The organism is Francisella sciaenopsi (genome assembly GCF_045862875.1).
GTDB lineage: Bacteria > Pseudomonadota > Gammaproteobacteria > Francisellales > Francisellaceae > Francisella > Francisella sciaenopsi.
In genome coordinates this window covers 90,637-111,117 of the sequence record NZ_BTHG01000006.1, presented here as the reverse complement: position 1 = coordinate 111,117, position 20,481 = coordinate 90,637, and the positions used below count along the sequence as shown (strand labels likewise).

The window sequence follows — 20,481 nt, the reverse complement described above, 5'->3', positions numbered from 1 at the left end:
ATAATTTAATTAAAGATTCCTACTTTCATCTTCATCAATAATATAACGTGGTCTCTTTTTTGCTTCTTCGAATATACGACTAATATATTCCCCTAAAATTCCTAATGATATAAGTTGCACTCCACTAAAAAACATTATACTAACAACAATAGTTGGCCAACCACTTACATTCCCGCCGAAGAATAAACTTTCAACAAAAATATAAAGGCCGTACGACATAGCGATTATCGAAACTAATAGACCAAATATAGATATGAGTCTTAATGGCACTGATGAAAATGAAAATATACCTGTAAATGCCAGTTTAAAAAGCTTACGATAGCCCCAACGACTAGCTGTGCCATCCTGTCTATCTGCAACATCAAAAGAAACTGGATATCCTTTAAAGCCTATCCATGCAAATAGTCCTCTAATGAACCTACCGTTTTCTGGTAAAGAATTAAATGCTTTTATACACTGCTTGTCCAATAGCCTAAAATATCCAGCATTCGCAGGTATTTTAACTCCCATTAGCTCATTACTAACCTTAAAGAAGATCTCCGATAAAAAGCTTCTAGTAGCACTTTGGTCTGTACGATTTCTAACTCCATAGATATTAGAAAATCCCTCACACCATTTCTCATAGAATTCATCAATTACTTCTATAGGATGCTGAAAATCACAATCCATAATAATTGCAGCGTCTGCATCTTTAGATGCCTCTAATCCTGCTGTAATAGCTGCCTCTTGTCCAAAGTTTCTTGAAAAACTAATAAACTTAATATTTAACTGTCCAATCAAGGATTGAATGATTGCAACAGAGTTATCTGAGCTTCCATCATTTACAACGACTATCTTATAGTTAGGAGTAATCTGTAAAAGTTTATTAGCCAAATCTCTAAGAAAAGACTCAATTAAAACTTCTTCATTATAGACGGGTATAACTGCATTAATATTTGGATCTTTGATATTTCTAACGTTAGCCATTAAACAAAAATATATTAGCCTTAATTGATGCTATTATAGCCATGTCAGTATAAAATGAGTAGCAGTAAAAAATATTTTTCTAAAATAAAATAAGTAGTATATATGTCTAAAAAAATTATAATTTGTGCCGATGATTTCGGCATGAGCCAAAGCATAAATAATGCTATTGTTGAACTTTTAAAAAAAAATATTATAAATGCTACTAGTTGTATGACTAATATGCCCGAATTTAAACAAGGTGTCTCCGAGCTAAAGAGAGTATACAATAACTCTATAAATGTAGGTATTCACCTAAATTTAACGGAAGGAATTCCTTTTACAGAGGCTAAATCATTAGTAAGTAATGGCTCTTTTATACCCATATCAAAACTTCTTATAAAATCACAGCTAAGATTTATAAAATATAAAGATGTCTATAATGAGTTAAAATATCAAATAGAATACTTCATAGATAACTGGGGAAACTTACCTGATTTTATTGATGGTCATCAACACGTGCATCATTTCCCAATTATTAGAAAAGCTCTAGTAAACCTCTATAAAGAATTCAATATGAATAATAAACAAACTTATATTCGCTCAACTTATAATATGTCTAAACCTGATTTTAAATCTAAGGTCATATACTATAGTGGTGCAAAAAAGCTCAATAAAATGCTAGTAGTTGAGAATATCAAATATAACACGAGTTTTGCCGGGGTATACTCATTAGAGAGTAATACTGAAGATTTCCGAAAAGTTATAAACTTGGCTTATAAAAAAATACAACATGGTGGAATAATAATGTGTCACCCAGCCAAAGCTATCGATAAGAGTGATCCTATTGGTAAATCACGTCTCAGAGAATATGAATACTTCAAATCCGACCAAGCACTAGATGATCAAAAAAATAACAATATTATCTTATAGTTAGAGCTATTTTTTATTTTTTTATTTTTTTACTTTTTTATATATATATTTAGGATTAATGGTATCTGCCAAAAGTTTATTTTCAAAGTCAATCCTCACGAGAATACCAAGAGTAAAGCACATAATAAGCAAACTACTACCACCATAGCTTATAAGTGGTAAAGTAAGACCTTTTGTTGGCAACAAACCAGTATTAACGCCAATATTAACAAAAACCTGAAAGCCAATCCAAAAACTTATCCCATAAGATAAAAATGCTTGATAATATCTTTTCAGTTCAAAAGCTGCTTTTGCAATATTCATAGCTCTAAATACTATAAACAAATATACAAGCAGCAATACCATCAAACCAACAACACCTATCTCTTCGGCAACTACAGAAGTGATAAAGTCAGTATGCGCCTCGGGTAAAAAGAACTGCTTCTGAACACCATTACCTAAACCATCACCAAACCAGCTTCCTCGACCAAAGCCTATAAGAGCCTGTACAAGCTGATAGCCAGAACCATTGGCATTTTCCCATGGATGAAGGAATCCCGTAATCCTGTGCATACGATACGGTGAAATAATCACAAGCATAGTCGCCATAATGACCATAGCACCAATAAGTAGGCCATACCACCGCGCCTTATTACCAGATACAAATAACATCCCCATTACACATATAGAGATCACAACTGTTGAACCAAAATCAGGTTGCATCAGCAATAAAACTGCAACACACCCTAATAATGTAATAGGAGTAAGAATACCCTCTTTAAAATTAGCCATTTTGGATAGATTTTCAGCAATATATCCAGAAAAAAAGATAATTGCTAAAAGTTTAGCCAATTCTGCAACCTGAATATTGATGACAATTAAAGGTATCCAACGTCTAGCTCCATTTACGCTTTTTCCAACACCTGGAACCAATACGGCTACAAGCACTATAAGCATTACAAAGAAAAAAACATTATAGTTTTTCTCATAATTTTTAGTCGGCACTAACAACGCCAATAAAAAAAGAAACACCGCAATAACTGCAAAAAAACCCTGTCTAATAGAATAAAAATATGGGTTATTATAATCATCTAATGCAACAATCATCGATGCGGATGTAACCATGACCCAGCCAAAAGTAAGTAGCCCTAGCATTACAAAAACTATTGAGATATCTATTTCTAACTTCGCTCTTACACGTTCTTTTTTTGTATTTTGACTACTTAATAAAAGCTTTAATCTATATAGCACTCTACTTTCCCAATTTTTATTTTAAATCAGCAACAAGTTTCTCAAACACCTCACCTCGCTCAGCATAACCACTAAACTCATCAAAGCTTGCACATGCTGGTGATAATAATACAATCTCACTATCTTGAGCCTTTTGACTAGCTAATCTAAATGCGTCTTTCATATCATTACAAATCTGATATTGGCACAGATCTTTGATGTGATTTTCTATATATTCTCTATCTTGACCATATAGATAAACATATTTAACATACTTAGCTAGTGATTTACTCATTAGACTAAAATCACCGCCTTTAGCAACTCCACCGAGTAATAATATAATATTCTTTGAACTAGTTATACTATTTAGTGCAGCTATAGTAGCTCCAACATTCGTACCTTTTGAGTCATTTATATAAGTAACACCAGCTATTTTTTTTACAATTTTACAACGATGCTTCAAGCCTTTAAATTTTTTAATTGAAGCTACAGCTTTAGAAATATCAATACCAAATCTATCAAAGATATTCAAAACAACAATAATGTTTTCCAGATTGTGTTCGCCAAAAAGATTTGTTTCCGTGATATCTAATAGTTTAGTTGTATCTTTATAGATTGAACCTCTTACTATCTGATATTCCCCAGCATATTTAATGCCGGTATTATGGACATCATAAACAAAAAAATCTTTACTAAATTTTGCTAAATTTAGCTTCGACTGCTTATATTCTTCATAATTTTTATATCTATCTAAATGATCGGGTGATACATTAACTACACATCCTAAATCAAACTCAACACTATTAAATAAGTCTATTTGAAAACTTGAGACCTCAACAACACAATAATCAAATTTTTCACCAATTTTATTTAATGGCGGCGTACCAATATTACCTACAAGAATACTCTTATAACCCAGATCTCTTAAGACAAAATCAAGCATCGTCACTATAGTGCTTTTTCCATTTGATCCTGTAACAGCTATCATTTTTGCCTTAGTGTTTCTAATTGATTGATAAAACAAATCAATATCACTAACTATTTTTTGCTTAAATTTAGATAAAACCCGATACGGCGACTTATTAATAGGAATACCTGGACTTACCGTTATTAAATCATATTGCTCTAAATCACAATTTATAAAATCATCATCATTCTGTGAAATATCAACTGAAAGATCAATAAAATTAGCTAAAAAATCACAAACAGACTTACCTGTAGAACCATAACCAACCATGAGCAGCTTAGAAATTTTTTTATCATCAAAATAAAAACTAAACATTATCTAACCTTAATAGCTACTAAACCGATTAAGAAAAGTATCAAAGAGACTATCCAAAAACGTATCACAACTTTTGTCTCAGGCCACCCCATTAATTCAAAATGATGGTGAATAGGAGCCATTTTAAAAATTCTCTTACCATTTCTAAGCTTATATGATCCTACTTGTAATATCACAGATAAAGCTTCTACAACAAATAATAAGCCCATAATAAAAAAGATTAACTCTTGGCGAATCATCACCGCGATCACACCTAGCACAGCACCTAACGTCAAAGAGCCTACATCTCCCATAAAAACTTCTGCAGGATGAGAGTTAAACCATAAAAATGCCAAACCTGATCCACATAGAGCCGCACAAAAAACTGCCACCTCAGCAAGACCCTGATTATTTATATATGGAAATAATAGATAATTAGCTAACATACTATTTGTTTCAATATAAGCATAAATACCTAATCCTGCGGCAACAAGAACTACAGGAACTATCGCTAAACCATCTAATCCATCAGTTAAATTAACAGCATTACTACTTCCATTAATAATGAAAAATGTCAAAACCACAAATAGGAAAATTCCCATAGGAATATATAGATTCTTAGAAAATGGTATCGAAAGGCTCATCTGACCGTTTTTAGACAAAAGGTAAAACAGAACTATAGCTAATATAATTGAAAAAATAGATTGTAAAGCAAATTTGTGTTTAGCTCTTAGACCTTTAGGATTCTTAAGAACCAATTTCAAATAATCATCAAAAAAGCCAATAGCTCCAAAGAAGATAACTACCAAAATCAAAATCCATAAATATATACTAGATAAATTTCCCCAAAGCAGCGCAGAAATAATAACCGAAGAAAGTATCAACACTCCTCCCATAGTTGGAGTATTTCTCTTAGAAAAATGGCTTTGAGGTCCATCATCTCTTACAACTTGACCAATCTGCATTTTCTGCAACCATCTAATCATTGGTCTACCAAGAAAAAGAGTTATCAATAATGAAGTTATAGAAATCATTATAATTCTTACAGATACATAACTACTAAAAACCTCTAGACCTTTATAGTAGTGACTTAACCAATTAAAAATATAGATTAACATATAATAAAAAATTTCAGTGTATTTGCGCTATTATAATGGATATATTATATTTTTTATAGAGAGAAAATTAGTATCTATATACTTGGTTCAAATTTCTTATATTTAACAGCGAAATCATCTTCTTCAAACTGTTCGTAATTTTTAATAAAACTTTTAATTAAAGACTTATACTGTTTTTTGTATGCAGATTCATCTTCCCATAAATTTTTCAGATGTATAACCTCATCATTATCATAAATAGAAGTCAAAGCTTTAAAGTTAAAATATTTTTGACGTTCAAATTTGAAATTGACATTTTCTGGTTCTGTCAACAAGTAGTTAACAATCATCTTTGTTTCTTCAACAGGTACTCGTCTACCAGTTTTATAATCACCATCAATCCAACCAACATTAACCATATATATTTTAGCATCACTGTGCTTCAAACGTTGACGCAGAATACTAGCATAACGAGTTGGTTTAAGTAATAAAAATGGTTGAGCATAACAACACGAAAACTCTGGTTTAGGCTCAGTAACACCTGCTTCAATTCCTGTAGATGTACATGTATAGCCTGATAAAAAATAATAAATTGCTTGACCTTTACTCAGTTTAGCTACTCGAGGTAAAACTCCTTTAGCGTCTTTTACAAGAAAGATTATCTTACTTGGATCATTTGTATTTACAATATTGTCAAAATTTTCTCTCGGGAAAGTTACATACGTGTTACTTTGTGATTTTGATTTTTCTCCAAAAACAATATTTTTATTTTCATCAAAGTTAGGATTCTCAATTAGCAGATTACCTTGAAGTGCTTTTTTTATACGTCTATCATTTTTCTTAAAACTTGCTGATTTAATAGTTAAGCCAGACTCTAAGCTATAGACACCTCGTGTCTCTGTCCAAGCCACAGCTTCATTAGCAACTAAGCTTTTATTATTATCTAATGCCAAAGTTGTCTTACCACTACCTGATAATCCAAAAAACATAGAACTATTAGCTTCATCATCAACACTAACAGCACAATAAAAAACGCCTATATTATTCAATGATAAATAGTAGCTCATGACAGATAATAATACTTTGTTAATCTCTGCTAAATATAAAGTACCTATTAATATGCTTTCACGCTGCTTTAGATTTGTAGCTATTATTTTTGATGAGTTTAAGCCTATTTCAACATAGTCATCAATCTCAGTTGCTGGAGAGTGCATAATCACCCACTGTGGTTCAAACTCTTCTGACTGTTTTTGATTAGGCGTAATCGATATCAATTTAAAAAAATATGCTGCTGATGCCTGAGTTGTTATTAACCGAACTGCAATTGAATTTTTTTCATCATGATTATAAAAGCCATCAATTACGAAAATATCTTTAGTAGATGCATCCTGATGAAATTTTTGCTTAATTACTTTCCAATGTTTTCTTTTTAATCTTTTATTATCCGATCCATCTTCATGCCACCAAATATTTTTCTTTGCATATTTAGTCTCAACAATATATTTATCATCAGGAAGTCTTCCTTTGATATCACCACTATCAACAATTAAAGTTTTTCCTTCGCAATCAACAAAGCCAGTATTGTTTTTAGCATGTTGAGCTAGTTCATCCAAAGATAGATCTTGATGCACTTCCTTAATTGTATATAAATATTTATTATCGTCTATGGTTGAAGGATCCATAATGAAAGTTCCTATGTTGCGAAGCATTTAGATTTTAACTGCAAATTATATCCGGTATATACTTTTTTTTCAAAAAAATATGTTATTGTTTTTGTAATAAAGTAAACTATTACCTAAATATATTAAGTAAATGATTTCTTCAACAAAATGAGTAGTGAAACTAAAGCAAATAAAACTAATTTTATTAAAAATATAATTAAAAAAGATATTGGAACAAAAAGAGTTTCTAGTGTTCTAACACGCTTCCCTCCCGAGCCAAATGGTTATCTGCATATTGGACATGCAAAATCCATATGTCTAAACTTTGGCATAGCTGAAGAGTTTGGTGGTAAATGCAACTTACGTTTTGATGATACAAACCCTGACAAGGAAGATATCGAATACATCAATGCAATAAGAGAAGATGTCGAATGGTTGGGTTTTAAATGGGAAAATGAGCCTCACTTTGCTTCAGAATACTTTGATAAGATGTATGAATTAGCAATATTACTAATAAAAAAAGGTAAAGCATATATTTGTGATTTATCAGCAGAAGAAGTGCGTGAATATCGTGGCACACTAAAAAAACCCGGTAAAGATAGTCCATATAGAGAACGTAGTATAGAGGAAAATCTTAAGCTTTTTGAAGCGATGAAAAATGGTGAGTTCGCTGAAGGAAATAAAACATTACGTGCTAAGATAGATATGGCTTCTGGCAATATCAACCTCAGAGACCCTGCTTTATATAGAATAAAGTTTTCACACCATCCAAAAACTGGAAATAAATGGTGTATATATCCAATGTATGCATTTGCACATCCATTAGAGGATGCTATAGAAACCATTACTCACTCACTATGTACATTAGAGTTTCAAGATCAAAGACCTTTCTATGACTGGGTTATCGAAGAAACTGAATTTCAACAAAAGCCTCAACAAATTGAATTTTCAAGGCTAAATTTAAATTACACTATAACTAGTAAGAGAAAGTTGAAATACCTTGTCGATAATAACCTAGTAAGTGGCTGGGATGATCCGCGTATGCCAACAATCAAAGGTTTTAGACGTAGAGGCTACACTCCTGAGTCTATTCGCAACTTCTGCGACATGATAGGAATATCTAAACAAGATTCAATCATTGATATCTCTGTTTTAGAAGAGACTATTAGAAATGACCTAAACAAAAATGCCCTAAGAAAAAATGCTGTTTTAGATCCTATCAAGGTTACTATAGCTGATATGCCAGTGCATGAATTAAATGTACCAAACCATCCCCAAGACCCTGAGTTTGGTCGCCGAGATATAACAATATCTTCTGATATTTACATTGAAAGAGATGACTTCGTCTTTGAATTAGAGAAAGATATGAAAAAACTCAGTCCTAATGGGAGAGTAAGGCTTTTAAATGCTTATGTAATTGAGTGTAAAGAAGTTATAACTAATGATGATGGTGAAATTATAGAACTAGTATGTTCTTATTTACCTGAAACATTAGGTGGTAAGAAACCTAATGATGGAATAAAACCTAATGGCATCATACATTGGGTTGATGCTAATAACTGTATTGATGCTGAAGTGAGAGTATATGACAGACTATTTAATCACGAGAATCCTGCAAGCTTTGATAATGTTGAAGATGTACTAAATCCAGACTCTCTAGAGATTATCAAAAATGCTAAAGTAGAAAAATCTCTAGAAAATATAAGCTCTGAGCAACACTTTCAATTCAATAGAATTGGTTACTTCATATCCGATTTTAAAGACTGCTCTAATGAAAATTTAGTATTCAACAGAACTGTTACTCTTAGAAATACTTGGGAAGCTAAATAGCAGATATTCTTTGTATATTAAACATTCCTATTCACAAACTTTCTCAGCAACAAAATTACCATACTTGTTAATATTGCTATAACAATAAATGTATCTAAACCATCGCTCATATTAGCTTTAGATAAACCTAAATCACTATCTGAAATATAGAAGAAACTAGCAAGAAAACCTCCTAATTTTCCCCCTACACCCAATGTAAGCAACCATATTCCCATATACAAAGCAACAAAGCCTTTAGGCGCTATTTTTGTAATCATTGATAAGCCAATAGCCGATAAAGATAGCTCAGAAACTCCCAATACTATATAAGCAAAAATGATACCATACGCCGAGACTTTAGTATGCTCAGGAGATATAAGTATTGAAACCAGTATTACTAAAAATGTGACAGTTAATAAGACAAAAGCAATATTAAATTTATCAATATCTTCTACTTTCATTCGCTTCTTATCTAAATAAATCCAAAATTTGCCTAGAATTCCTGCAAAAAATAATACACTTAATGATTCTACACTTAAAAACTGACTCGGATTTAATAACGAATTATCCACTGAATACTGAGTAAACAGCAATACACTTATAAATATTTGAAAGTACAGACCCCAATATATTATTGACAACAAGAAAAATATTCCCGCAACAAACACTTTTTTAAAACTAGATTTCTTCATTGACATACCAAGTATCACTTTAGATGCTATCACAGCAACAAATATAGATAAATTAGCAATTACTGGTTGTTCAAAGATATAAAATAAAACTATTATATATACTATTAATAAAAAAGTTACTTTCAGAGTTACTGATAAAGTAAGTTTAAACTCTATAATATGTTTATTTAAAAACTTAAAGCCTACTAATAAAAGACAAAGCATGAATGCACTAACTGCCATACTACTATAAAATGGTGCTCCATAGCCATAATTATCTTTTAACCAACTAGCTATAAATAGCGCTCCGAAGCTTCCCAAATTAATACCCATGTAGAAAATATTAAAACCAAAATCTCTTTTTGAATCATTCAAACTAGACTTGTCATAAAATCTCCCAATAAAGGCAGACATATTTGACTTTATGAGACCTGTACTTACAGAAATGAAACTCAAACCCAAATATAACATGCTTTGACTAGTTGAATATGCCAATATAAAGAATCCGCTAAGCATGAAAAGTGAACCTAGTAGACCAGCTCGGTAATATCCCAAATATCTCTCAGCAATAAAGCCTCCTAAAATAGCTGAAATATATACCATCGAAAGAGTTGTGCCAACCAAAGATGCTGATAAGTCTTGTGAAATTTGAAATTTATCTATCAAATAAAATATTAATAGTGATTGGATTATATAATACCCATAACGCTCAGCAAACTCTGCTAATGATGTGATTGCTAAAACTTTTTTTTCTTCTCTAAGATCTCTAGAGTTGATATCTTGGCTACTCATATTTAATAATATAAATAATCTTTAAACTTACATAGCCGTTATAATAACATAAATATATAATTAAATTTTGATTATTCTAATTCTAAAAGCTCTTCCCAAAGTACATATTTTTTCTCGAGATCTTCATTTAGTGAGTTGAGTTTTTGTTGAATTTCATTTTGCTGTGTTTGTGATTTTTGGTAAAAATCCAATTCCCCCATTTGTTGTTGAATCAAAGTAATATTTGCCTCTAGTTTTTCTATTTGACTTGGTAGATTACGTAGCTGTTTTTTCTGCTCATAAGTTAATCTGTTTTTTGGCTGTGGCGCCTTATTTGTTTCTTTGGTTGGTTGCAAAGGCTGTTTTCGTTGCGCTATCCAACTATCATAGCCACCAATATACTCTTGTAAGTTGCCATTCTCAAAAACTATAGTACTTGTTGCAATATTATTTATAAACTCTCTATCATGACTGACAATAATTACAGTACCTTGATAACTTATCAACATTTCCTCAAGAATTTCTAGAGTTTCAATATCTAAATCATTAGTCGGTTCATCAAGTATGATTACATTACTTGGTTTAGATAAAATTTTGGCTAACAATAATCTGTTTTTTTCTCCCCCAGACAAATGAGTAATAGGAGAATGCAACCTTTCTGGAGTAAACAAAAATTTTTGTAAATAGGTAATTACGTGAGTTTCTTTACCATCTATATTGATAAAATCAGATCCTTCTTTGACATTATCTATAATGCTAAGTGACTCATCTAATTGATCTCTTAATTGATCAAAATAGGCAATTTTAATATTATCTGCTAACGTTACTGTACCTTGTGTAGGTTTATCCAACCCAAGTAGTGAGTTTAGTAGCGTTGTTTTACCACAACCATTTTGACCAATAATTGCAATCTTGTCACCCTTTTGAATTTCAGTAGAGAAATCTTTAAACAGAAATTTATCATCATACTCAAAGCAAATATTATTAGCTTGAATAACTTTTCTAGATGATTTGCCTGCTTCAGCAACCTTGATATCAGCTTTACCAACATTTTCTCTACGTTGCTGTCTGTCACGACGCATTTGCTCTAGTGCTCTAACACGCCCTTCATTTCTAGTGCGTCTTGCTTTGATACCTTGACGAATCCAAGCTTCTTCTTGGGCTAACTTTTTATCAAACTCGCTATTTGCTTTTTCTTGAGCATCTAGGATTTGCTCTTTCTTTTCAAGAAACTTTGTATAGTTACCATCAAATGAATATAAATGTCCCCTATCAAGTTCTATAATACTTTTAGCAACATTGTTTAGAAACTTCCTATCATGAGTAATAAAAAGTATCGCTCCAGCAAAACTCGCTAAGAATTCTTCAAGCCAACTAATTGAATCAATATCCAAATGGTTTGTTGGCTCATCTAAAAGAAGTAGGTCAGGTTTTTTTATCAAAGCTCTTGCTAGAATAACTCGTCTTTTCATCCCTCCTGATAGATCTTTAAAAGAAGCTTGAGAATCAAGATTAAGTTTAGAAGCCAAAACTTCAACATCGTTTAAATATGACCAACCATGATTTTCATCAATGTAGCTATGTAATTTTGCAAGCTCATTAGATTCAGGATCTGACATTAAAGTCTGCTGATATGCTATCAGATACTCACCAAGCTCCCCTAAACCTTGTAATATAACTTCTGCGATACTTCCTTTGATATCACTAGGAACTTCTTGGATCATACTAGCGACAATAGCATTATTATGTACTATTACCTCACCACCATCTGGAATAACCTTACCTTCAATAATTTTCAATAATGATGATTTACCCGTACCATTGCGTCCAATTAGACAAATTCTTTGTCCTTTTGTAATTTCTAAATTAACCTTATCAAGAACTATTTGAGTACCAAAGTTTAAACTTACATTTTTAAGAGAGATTAGCTGCATTTAAGAAAAATAATCAAATTCAATTAATGCTGATTATTGTACCCTTTCACGCAAGATTTTGATAGAAAAGACAAAGATAATAGCAGCAATAAAATACATGAAGCCAGCAAATGTAATAGGTGAACTTGGCGATATTGATGATAAGTGTCCCATCATAATATCATTTAAGAACCATGCTAGACCAAAACCAGCACCAGCTGCTCCCATAGCTTTACCTTGCTCTTTATCAGACACAGCGCTCGAAATCATTGAAAGAAGTGCTGTATAACATATAAGCTGTGATGCAGATAAAACTATTGTTAAAACCCACTGTGCCGCTTCATTAAATATAATTGATACTAAAATAAATCCAATACCACAAATAACAGCAGCTCTCACAAAAGCTACTTGATTTGATACTTTTGCAAAAATCTTCGGTTGTATAAGAATGCTTGCTAATGCTGTAGCTAAGCCCATAACAGCGTAAAAAGCACCTGTCATAGAGATGTTATAACTATATGTTAAATTTAAAAACAACGCTACCCCTTGTGCATAAAACCCCCACGCGCACTGTACAAGAAGATAAACTACGCCAATTAACCTAACACGTTTGTCTGACAATAAAAAAGATATAGTCCTATAAATCGTACCTAATTGGATGACTAAACCTGGATTTTTTGGTAAATCCTTTTTCATAATGATAACTATAAATGCAATATTTACTAACGCTAAAATAGCTGCAAATACAAATGGTATTGTATGGCTTACTTCCATTACAGATGCAAAACTAGTGACTATTGGTCCAATTACAAAACCTAAAGACGCAGCCATAGTTATATAACCTAGATTTCGTGACTTATCTTCTTCGGTAGATATATCAATAACAGCAGCTTGAGCAATCTCAAAAGCTCCTCCAGCTAAACCGCAAATAAACCTACTTGCTACAAATAATAAATAATCATGGGAATATATTGCATATGCCGATAAAAGATAAGCAACACAAGTTGTTGATAAAGCTACAACCAATATTATTTTACGCCCATACTTATCAGATAACTCCCCTATTATTGGACAGCCTATCAATAACCCTAATGGCCAACAAGCCAAAGCTATGGAATAATACCAATTTTGAAAATTACCACCAGGATCACCAAAAGTAACACAAGATTGACCAAAGAATAATGATGGCATTATTGGAAAAACAAGCCCTGCCCCCATAATATCTATAATAATTGTTGTGATAAGTATAGGAATCAAAATATTTTTAGAGTGTAAGTTCATAACTTATATAACCTCGTAACAAATGAAAATAAAAGCTTTTCAATAAGAAAATTCAAGCGTATATACTACCGTAACAGGCTTAATTTATCAATATTTGGAAATCTGCAAAATATAGTTATGCTCTAACGAAAGTCTTTTTAGTGCATTAAGAAACATCTTTATATAAAAAATAAAACTCTCATCTTTATCATTCAAAACTCTAACATCTTTTAATAAAGGTAAAATGTGTCTTTCAAAACGTAACAATTCTTTATAACTTATACGTTTACGTTTTTTGATATCTTCTGATACATCTGTTAGTGATTTCATGATATATTTCTTAAACTCTATAAAAGCAGGTTCCTTATCAAGATCTGCTATCGTCTGAGGATCAAAAGAAAATTCTATATACTCATACATTACAATCATATATCTATATAGTCTACGAATATATAAGCTCATTTTTTCAAACTCTTGCACTTTTTTTGCAGACTTTTCATATTTCAGTTCTTTAATAAGAGTAAGGTGTTTTGCAAACTCATGAAATATACTAGTTCTAAGTTTTTTATGTGAATGATTACGCTCAATAAACAGAATATCAAAAAAATCATGAATCTCTGAAATTGTTTTAACATAACTTTCTTTAAGCCGTGTTTCTGCTCTAATCGGAAATATAAATCTATTTACAAATAATGAGATTGCTATACCCAGAGATATTTCAATAGCTCTATAAATAGCAACCTGCACACCCGGCTGTTTATTTAAAATAATAATTATAATAGTTATTCCTGCCAAAGTACCAGCATAACTGTATTTAGAAGCTCCTGCAAAATAAACAGCTAAAAAAATAAATGGTAGAATTAACACTACTTGTAAAATATGATTCTGCACTGTGGCTATAATAACTAAAGCCACCATGGCTCCAGCAATTGTTCCCAAAAATCTCATTAGTGCCTTATCTAGAGCTCCTCCTAAGTTAGGCTGAGTAGACATTACAACAACTACTGTAATTGTCATCCAAAGATACATTTGTTCTATATCAAAAAAACTACCTAACAGAAGACCTAATGTATAAGCTATCACAACAGCTAACGTAGCTTTAAGAGCATTTATTGTTGCATATTTATTACTGTTTAAAAAGGCAAACTGCATAAAAACCAACTATTTATTATAAAATTGTTTTTTATAGTTTATCATATCATTACAATACTCTTTAGCTTTAAACTCTAAGTTCTTTGAAGTACGTAAGCTTATTTTTTCATATTTTTTTTTGATAAAATATTTTTTCTAACTTAACAAAAATTTGGTGAAATAATTAATTTAAATGATTCAAAAAGATAGTAAAGCGTTTCTTATCACATTAGCATTTCTAGCGATGCTGCCTCCATTTGCTGTAAATACTTATGCTCCAGCAATTCCAAATATTGCAACTCATTTTAATATTAATACTAGTAGCGTAACCTTCACATTCACAACATCTTATTTTATAGGATTTTCAGTTGGTATGATTTTATGGGGTTCTTTATCAGATAAATTCGGTAGGAAACATTGTCTAATTATAGGAATGTTTTTATATATAATAAGCACTCTACTGTGTGCACATAGTCATAGTTTCTCACAGCTTGGATTATTTAGATTAATTCAAGGTCTAATGGTTTCATCAGGAACTGTAATTTCTTTAGCCATTGCAAGAGACTGTTATGTAGGTAAACACTTGACAAACACTGTCTCAACATTAGCCATAGTAATGTTAATATCACTCATTGTCTCACCAATGATAGGTTCAGGTTTAATATTTCTAACATCTAGCTGGAAAAGTTCTTTTTATTTCTTATTTATTCTTGGAATATTATTACTATTACTTTGTTTTATGCTTCCAGAAACACATATTAGCGAGCAAAGAACTAAATCTATAAAAAAACTATTCTCTGCATATTTTTGTCATTTTAGAAACATACAATTTATTACATATACCACTTGCTCAGGATTAATATTTGCTGCTTTTTTTAGCTACATTAGTTCTTCTTCAATAATTTTTCTTAAGATTTATGAAACAGGATATACTTTATACATACTATATTTTGCTTTAACCATAGTAGGATCAATTTTAGCAAATTTTACATTAAAAAAATTACGTAAGAAATTCCCTCTAAAATTATTTACAATTGTAGGGCTTAGTGTTTCATTATCAAGCATTCTTATAATGCTTCTATTTAGCTATATTAAGCTTAATTATGCTTATATCTTTGTAAGTTTAATGCTAATTACTTGTTATGGTCTAAGCTTAGGATCAACATCTCTATTAAGCCAATCATTACAATTGGTCTCATCTAACTTTGGCTCTGCAACAGCTATAAATAACTTTTTTAAATTTTCACTTGCTGGAGCTGCAAACTTTATAATGAGTTTTTCTACAATATCTATGCTTGTATCAAATTTACTTATCCAGCAACTAACTATTATATTAATTACTAGTTTAATTATATACCTAACCAATAAGAAAATAGGTAGATAAAGACTCCAATCAAATAATTCCTCTTTGTCTTACTGTTTCATATAATGCTATTCCTGTAGCAACAGAGACATTTAAGCTAGAAACTTCGCCTAACATTGGTAATTTAGCAAGAAAATCACAACTAGCTTTTGTGCGCTGACGCATACCACTACCTTCTGCACCAGCAACTATTGCTACAGAATCTGCTAGATTCATCGAATATAAGCTGTCATCTGCCTCGCCTGCTAAACCAATAATCCATACTCCTAATTGTTTGAGTTTTTCGATTGCTCTAGCAAGGTTAGTAACAACTACAATCTTTGTATGCTCTGCAGCACCGCAAGCAACTTTTTTGACCGTTGCATTGACTGGTGCGCTATTATCTTTAGGAATAATTATAAAATCAATACCTGCAGAATGTGCACTACGTATACACGCACCAAAATTATGAGGATCTTGGACATTATCTAATATCAAAATAAAAGCATTTTTATCCTGAGGAATTAGATTTTCAATATCATTCTCAGAATATGTTTTAAAGTCATTTATCTCTATGGCAAAGATATTTTGATGATTTGCATCTTTTCTGATTCGCCCTGGAAGTTGCTTGAAGCTATCAATATAAGTAACTTTTAACCCTTTTGATTCAGCTTTAGAGACAATACCTTCAATCTTATGATTAGCATTTGGCTTCTTAAATACCAATATTTCTTTTGCTTGATTAGCTTCTACCAAACTATCAACAGCATGAATGCCATAAATTAAACTACTCATTTAGTCTCCAAAAGCTTAACTAGCTTTTCTCTTAATCCATCAAACGAGCCATTACTCATCATCACAAGCTGGATATTTCTATCTTGGTACTTAGTTAACAATTCATCTATATGATCAACAAAATCATCAACATTCACTATAAAATCAACGTTATTACTATTTTTTAGAACTTCTTTAGCATCCCATTTTAATAAACTATGATCATACAACAATACTCTATCAGCTTCGATAATTGACATCGGCAGATTATCTTTATTGTCGCCTTGGCGCATTGTGTTTGAACGTGGATCTATAAGAGCTATTACATAAGCTTCTTTAGCTTTGTTACGCACAGCTTCTAAAGTTAGCTTAATAGAAGTCGGATGATGAGCAAAATCATCATACAAAGTAACATTATCCTGATGAGATAATACTTCTAAACGTCTTTTAACTCCCTTAAAGCTTTCTAAAGCATCTTTTACTACTTCATCAGATATATTTAGTTGTTTTGCTACCGCATAGGCACTCATCGCATTAAGTGCATTATGCTCACCTATTAAGCCCCATGATATTTCAATATTATTTCCACTAATATCACATAATTCAAACCTTGAATAATCTGCTGTATGTTTAGCTATTTTGGTTCCATTATCAGAATTTACTCTAACTAACTCTGACCAACATCCCATTGATATTATCTTTTGAACATTTTCATCTTTGTCATTATAAATAATCTTCGCTGTCGATGGCATTTTTCTAAGTAGTTGATGAAATTGCCAAAATATTGCGTCAATATCTTTGAAAATATCAGCATGATCAAACTCAATATTATTAATCACAAAAATACTTGGATCATAATGTATCAATTTTGAACGCTTATCAAAAAAAGCCGTATCATATTCATCAGCTTCAATGACAAAATACTCTGAATCTGTATAACGTGATGAAACACCAAAATCACTACTAACACCACCAACTAAAAAGCTAGGATTTAAGCCAGCCTGATCTAGTATTTTTATAGTCATTGTAGTAGTTGTAGTTTTACCATGTGTACCAGCTATTGCAATTACTTTTCTGTACTTAAGAATATTCTGATATAGCCATTGTGGTCCTGAGAAATAATTTAGCTTTTCTGCGAGAATTTTTTCTATTATTGGCATACCTCTTTTCATGATATTACCAATAATAATTTCATCAGGATTTGTATCTAGTTGATCACAATCAAATCCCTGTAATATCTCTATGCCTTGAGACTCAAGATAAGTACTCATTGGTGGATAGACATTAAGATCCGAACCTGTTACTTTATATCCCTTTTGTTTAGCTAATACAGCTAAAGAGCCCATAAAAGTACCACAGATACCTAAAATATGAATATGTTTTGACATTAAAAATTTTTTGAAACTTAATTAATAAAGTAGTTAAATTATATCAGCTTATTAAGTTTAAATATATTAATAGATCTTCTTCTGTACAACAAGAGGTTAAAGTTCCTCCATCATCGTGTATATTTGCAAAATCAGAAAGAAATGTTATCAGGTTTAAAGCTTCTAATCATCTCGCATCTTGAATTGAGCGAAGTATATCTCTCCTAAATACAATTCTTACCGTAAAAGTTCTCAAGGTTAATTCACACAAAGATATTGGATAAGAGACTTTTACAGACACTCTAATACAAAAGATATCTGAAATTAAAATAAATCTTGTCTTTATACTATCGGGTTCATTTGCTCGCAAGAAAAAAACTTATTGATGCTACAAGTACTTAATTCCCGAGTCATCGGATCTGTTTATGTTGATATAGTCACTAGTTTTGATCAGAAAGAATTTTGCTTCAATAGATTGGCAGATTTATTAGTTTTAAGACTATATTTTAGTCCAAGGACAACCGTAATCACAGTTGTTCTCACGTGGATCTTGATCTTTATTCCAGTATTTAGCTTTATAATCTATGCTGTCTACTCTTACTACATCATTCTCAACATATATCTTACTAGGATCCCAGTCACCCTCTGGAGTAGGAGGTGTTGGTTGAGGGTTCAAATTCTGCCACGCTGAATCTGAATTAGGGCCTAGTGGAGAATATGCAGAAGAGTTACACCAGTTTGGATATATACACTTATATGTGCTATCACCTGCACTTACAACTGTACCAGCAACATACTCTCCAATTCCATTAGGATAAGTATATTGTGGCTCTGGTGTAGGGCCTGGTTGTGGTTCTGGCTCTGAAGAATCATAAGTTGCATCAAAATCTATACTATCATTCTTTGCTAAATTAGCTATAGCTTTTTCGATGATTCTATATAGTAATACTCTCTGCTGATTAGCTGTTTTAGGCGTATTTGAGAAACTTAGTTCAGTATCTGTAACTTTTAATTGCTTAATAGCTTGATCAAAAGCAGTATTTGCATCTGTAACACTTATATACTGAAGTTCTTCATTATGGTCTCTATATGATAATTTATGCATCACCATACCAAAAACTTCTTTTAATCTTGTGATTTTGAATACTACACTATTGTTCACTTCTATGCCTGTATTCTGAAGTTTTGTATTGTTGTTATTGAATATTTGGTTAATATAGAAAGATACTTGCCTAGGATAACGATAGTACGTAGCATCACCATCACTAGGGGTTGCATTGCCAATAATTGTTTGATATTTAATAGTATCTAACAACCAATTATTCATATTTTTATACTCTTTAGAATCGGTAGATTCATTAGCACAAATGTTTAAGTATGTTCCAAGCACCGGAGTATAATCGCCTGCATTATAAACCACATTCATTACAAACGGAAATGATAACCCATTAGCAGTACTCTTCTGAGAGTTTTCTAAGCACTTTGTCCATGAATCATGATATACATACCAGTCATTTGATGCATTAACATTCATTCTATTGATATCATTGAAGTGATAAAATGCAGTAATCATTGGGCCTGCATAAATATTTACCAAAGCTTCAGGCCCAGTCAGCGTTGTTTGATAGTCTGGATTAGGCACCTCTTTACCATCAATATATATGTCTTTATTGTCTTGATTGAATATTGAATAACCAAGAACTTTCGCAACCGAGTCATAATTTACCAGGCCAAGAGCACCTTTTTCACCAACTGCTGGTAATCTTTTTGAATAATCATTGATTTGATAAGGACCTCCTTGACCCACTGATAGAAGAATATCAGAGTAAGTTTTGTTTTGAATTGATTGATCCGGATTATTTGGCTCAAAGTTAGTGTTAATTTGAGTCGTCATATCCGATTCTTGCATTAGTTGTCCAATTAATGAACCATATAGATAATCCTTATTGAATTTCATATCAGGATATTTTTGCTTGATCAAATATCCATACATAACTCCGGCAATAGTATTGGACATAATTACAGTATTTGCATATTCAGTATTGGTAGCGAATAAGTCATAAGTTGCTGATTTACTGATAGGGAATGTATTGTGATATGCAACTTGCCCTTCTTTCAGTGGTGTATTAGCCACTGATAATACTGGTAGTGCTATTGATGCTAGTATTGAGCTGACAATGATTTTTTTCATATATGTTCCTCACCAAAAAATGACTTTATTTAATAAAATAAACTTTGTGAGATTATTATATATCAAGTTAAAAAAGTTTATCTGTTAGATATTAATAGTCCTTGTCAAAAATTGATGAATATTATTTAGATAACTCTGTTATAGTATCA

At 31.5% G+C, this 20,481-nt stretch carries 15 protein-coding genes; 3 read left to right on the top strand and 12 right to left on the bottom strand.

From position 1 onward, the window contains the following. Positions 1-9: 9 nt before the first annotated feature. Entirely contained in the window at positions 10-966 is a 957-nt protein-coding gene (locus tag ACKTR7_RS07895; protein WP_407877795.1) for a glycosyltransferase family 2 protein, read from the bottom strand. A 102-nt stretch (positions 967-1,068) separates the two neighbouring features. Between ACKTR7_RS07895 and ACKTR7_RS07890 the strand changes: the two genes are divergently transcribed. Then, positions 1,069-1,875, top strand: a complete 807-nt coding sequence (locus tag ACKTR7_RS07890) for a ChbG/HpnK family deacetylase (RefSeq protein ID WP_407877794.1) — start codon at positions 1,069-1,071, stop codon at positions 1,873-1,875. Between the two features lie 21 nt (positions 1,876-1,896). On the opposite strand, the gene ftsW is transcribed toward ACKTR7_RS07890, so the two are convergent. From ftsW to ACKTR7_RS07870, 4 genes are all read right to left on the bottom strand, one after another. Then, positions 1,897-3,105: a putative lipid II flippase FtsW gene (ftsW, locus tag ACKTR7_RS07885; protein ID WP_407877793.1), complete on the bottom strand. Its 1,209-nt coding sequence runs from the start codon at positions 3,103-3,105 to the stop codon at positions 1,897-1,899. A gap of 16 nt (positions 3,106-3,121) precedes the next feature. After that, positions 3,122-4,366 carry a UDP-N-acetylmuramoyl-L-alanine--D-glutamate ligase gene (gene murD, locus ACKTR7_RS07880; RefSeq protein ID WP_407877792.1) on the bottom strand — a complete coding sequence of 415 codons (1,245 nt, stop codon included), beginning with the start codon at positions 4,364-4,366 and terminating at the stop codon, positions 3,122-3,124. Beyond that, positions 4,366-5,463 carry a phospho-N-acetylmuramoyl-pentapeptide-transferase gene (gene mraY, locus ACKTR7_RS07875; RefSeq protein ID WP_407877791.1) on the bottom strand — a complete coding sequence of 366 codons (1,098 nt, stop codon included), beginning with the start codon at positions 5,461-5,463 and terminating at the stop codon, positions 4,366-4,368. Before mraY ends, murD begins: the two co-directional genes overlap by 1 nt. A 74-nt stretch (positions 5,464-5,537) precedes the next feature. Beyond that, positions 5,538-7,124: a phosphoenolpyruvate carboxykinase (ATP) gene (locus ACKTR7_RS07870; RefSeq protein WP_407877790.1), complete on the bottom strand. Its 1,587-nt coding sequence runs from the start codon at positions 7,122-7,124 to the stop codon at positions 5,538-5,540. A gap of 147 nt (positions 7,125-7,271) precedes the next feature. Here ACKTR7_RS07870 and ACKTR7_RS07865 point away from each other — a divergent pair, with 147 nt between their 5' ends. After that, positions 7,272-8,933, top strand: coding sequence for a glutamine--tRNA ligase/YqeY domain fusion protein (locus ACKTR7_RS07865; RefSeq protein ID WP_407877789.1), 1,662 nt, complete (start codon positions 7,272-7,274; stop codon positions 8,931-8,933). 17 nt (positions 8,934-8,950) lie between these two features. Here the strand turns inward: ACKTR7_RS07865 and ACKTR7_RS07860 are convergent, their stop codons facing one another. The 4 genes from ACKTR7_RS07860 to ACKTR7_RS07845 form a co-directional block, all read right to left on the bottom strand. Continuing rightward, entirely contained in the window at positions 8,951-10,375 is a 1,425-nt protein-coding gene (locus ACKTR7_RS07860; protein ID WP_407877788.1) for a peptide MFS transporter, read from the bottom strand. Between the two features lie 71 nt (positions 10,376-10,446). Next, complete coding sequence (locus ACKTR7_RS07855; RefSeq protein ID WP_407877787.1) at positions 10,447-12,288, bottom strand: ATP-binding cassette domain-containing protein; 1,842 nt, start codon at positions 12,286-12,288, stop codon at positions 10,447-10,449. 33 nt (positions 12,289-12,321) lie between these two features. After that, complete coding sequence (locus ACKTR7_RS07850) at positions 12,322-13,548, bottom strand: MFS transporter (RefSeq protein ID WP_407877786.1); 1,227 nt, start codon at positions 13,546-13,548, stop codon at positions 12,322-12,324. Between the two features lie 87 nt (positions 13,549-13,635). Continuing rightward, positions 13,636-14,679, bottom strand: coding sequence for an FUSC family protein (locus ACKTR7_RS07845; RefSeq protein ID WP_407877785.1), 1,044 nt, complete (start codon positions 14,677-14,679; stop codon positions 13,636-13,638). Between the two features lie 172 nt (positions 14,680-14,851). On the opposite strand from ACKTR7_RS07845, the gene ACKTR7_RS07840 reads away from it, so the two are divergent. Continuing rightward, positions 14,852-16,042 (top strand): Bcr/CflA family efflux MFS transporter, encoded by a 1,191-nt coding sequence (locus ACKTR7_RS07840; protein ID WP_407877784.1) that lies wholly within the window; start codon positions 14,852-14,854, stop codon positions 16,040-16,042. A gap of 9 nt (positions 16,043-16,051) precedes the next feature. On the opposite strand, the gene rlmB is transcribed toward ACKTR7_RS07840, so the two are convergent. From rlmB to ACKTR7_RS07825, 3 genes are all read right to left on the bottom strand, one after another. Continuing rightward, on the bottom strand, positions 16,052-16,795 hold the full coding sequence (gene rlmB / locus ACKTR7_RS07835; protein ID WP_407877783.1) for a 23S rRNA (guanosine(2251)-2'-O)-methyltransferase RlmB: 744 nt from the start codon (positions 16,793-16,795) through the stop codon (positions 16,052-16,054). Next, entirely contained in the window at positions 16,792-18,162 is a 1,371-nt protein-coding gene (gene mpl / locus ACKTR7_RS07830; RefSeq protein WP_407877782.1) for a UDP-N-acetylmuramate:L-alanyl-gamma-D-glutamyl-meso-diaminopimelate ligase, read from the bottom strand. The genes rlmB and mpl overlap by 4 nt, the downstream gene beginning before the upstream one ends. A 478-nt stretch (positions 18,163-18,640) precedes the next feature. Continuing rightward, positions 18,641-20,332 (bottom strand): chitin-binding protein, encoded by a 1,692-nt coding sequence (locus ACKTR7_RS07825; RefSeq protein ID WP_407877781.1) that lies wholly within the window; start codon positions 20,330-20,332, stop codon positions 18,641-18,643. Positions 20,333-20,481 lie beyond the last annotated feature (149 nt).

What these genes read in the sequence shown, in the direction of transcription:
- ACKTR7_RS07895 (WP_407877795.1), bottom strand. Translation starts at nt 966, where the DNA reads ATGGCTAACGTTAGAAATATCAAAGATCCAAATATTAATGCAGTTATA.
- ACKTR7_RS07890 (WP_407877794.1), top strand. Translation starts at nt 1,069, where the DNA reads ATGTCTAAAAAAATTATAATTTGTGCCGATGATTTCGGCATGAGCCAA.
- murD (WP_407877792.1), bottom strand. Translation starts at nt 4,366, where the DNA reads ATGTTTAGTTTTTATTTTGATGATAAAAAAATTTCTAAGCTGCTCATG.
- mraY (WP_407877791.1), bottom strand. Translation starts at nt 5,463, where the DNA reads ATGTTAATCTATATTTTTAATTGGTTAAGTCACTACTATAAAGGTCTA.
- ACKTR7_RS07870 (WP_407877790.1), bottom strand. Translation starts at nt 7,124, where the DNA reads ATGGATCCTTCAACCATAGACGATAATAAATATTTATATACAATTAAG.
- ACKTR7_RS07865 (WP_407877789.1), top strand. Translation starts at nt 7,272, where the DNA reads ATGAGTAGTGAAACTAAAGCAAATAAAACTAATTTTATTAAAAATATA.
- ACKTR7_RS07860 (WP_407877788.1), bottom strand. Translation starts at nt 10,375, where the DNA reads ATGAGTAGCCAAGATATCAACTCTAGAGATCTTAGAGAAGAAAAAAAA.
- ACKTR7_RS07855 (WP_407877787.1), bottom strand. Translation starts at nt 12,288, where the DNA reads ATGCAGCTAATCTCTCTTAAAAATGTAAGTTTAAACTTTGGTACTCAA.
- ACKTR7_RS07850 (WP_407877786.1), bottom strand. Translation starts at nt 13,548, where the DNA reads ATGAACTTACACTCTAAAAATATTTTGATTCCTATACTTATCACAACA.
- ACKTR7_RS07845 (WP_407877785.1), bottom strand. Translation starts at nt 14,679, where the DNA reads ATGCAGTTTGCCTTTTTAAACAGTAATAAATATGCAACAATAAATGCT.
- ACKTR7_RS07840 (WP_407877784.1), top strand. Translation starts at nt 14,852, where the DNA reads ATGATTCAAAAAGATAGTAAAGCGTTTCTTATCACATTAGCATTTCTA.
- rlmB (WP_407877783.1), bottom strand. Translation starts at nt 16,795, where the DNA reads ATGAGTAGTTTAATTTATGGCATTCATGCTGTTGATAGTTTGGTAGAA.
- mpl (WP_407877782.1), bottom strand. Translation starts at nt 18,162, where the DNA reads ATGTCAAAACATATTCATATTTTAGGTATCTGTGGTACTTTTATGGGC.
- ACKTR7_RS07825 (WP_407877781.1), bottom strand. Translation starts at nt 20,332, where the DNA reads ATGAAAAAAATCATTGTCAGCTCAATACTAGCATCAATAGCACTACCA.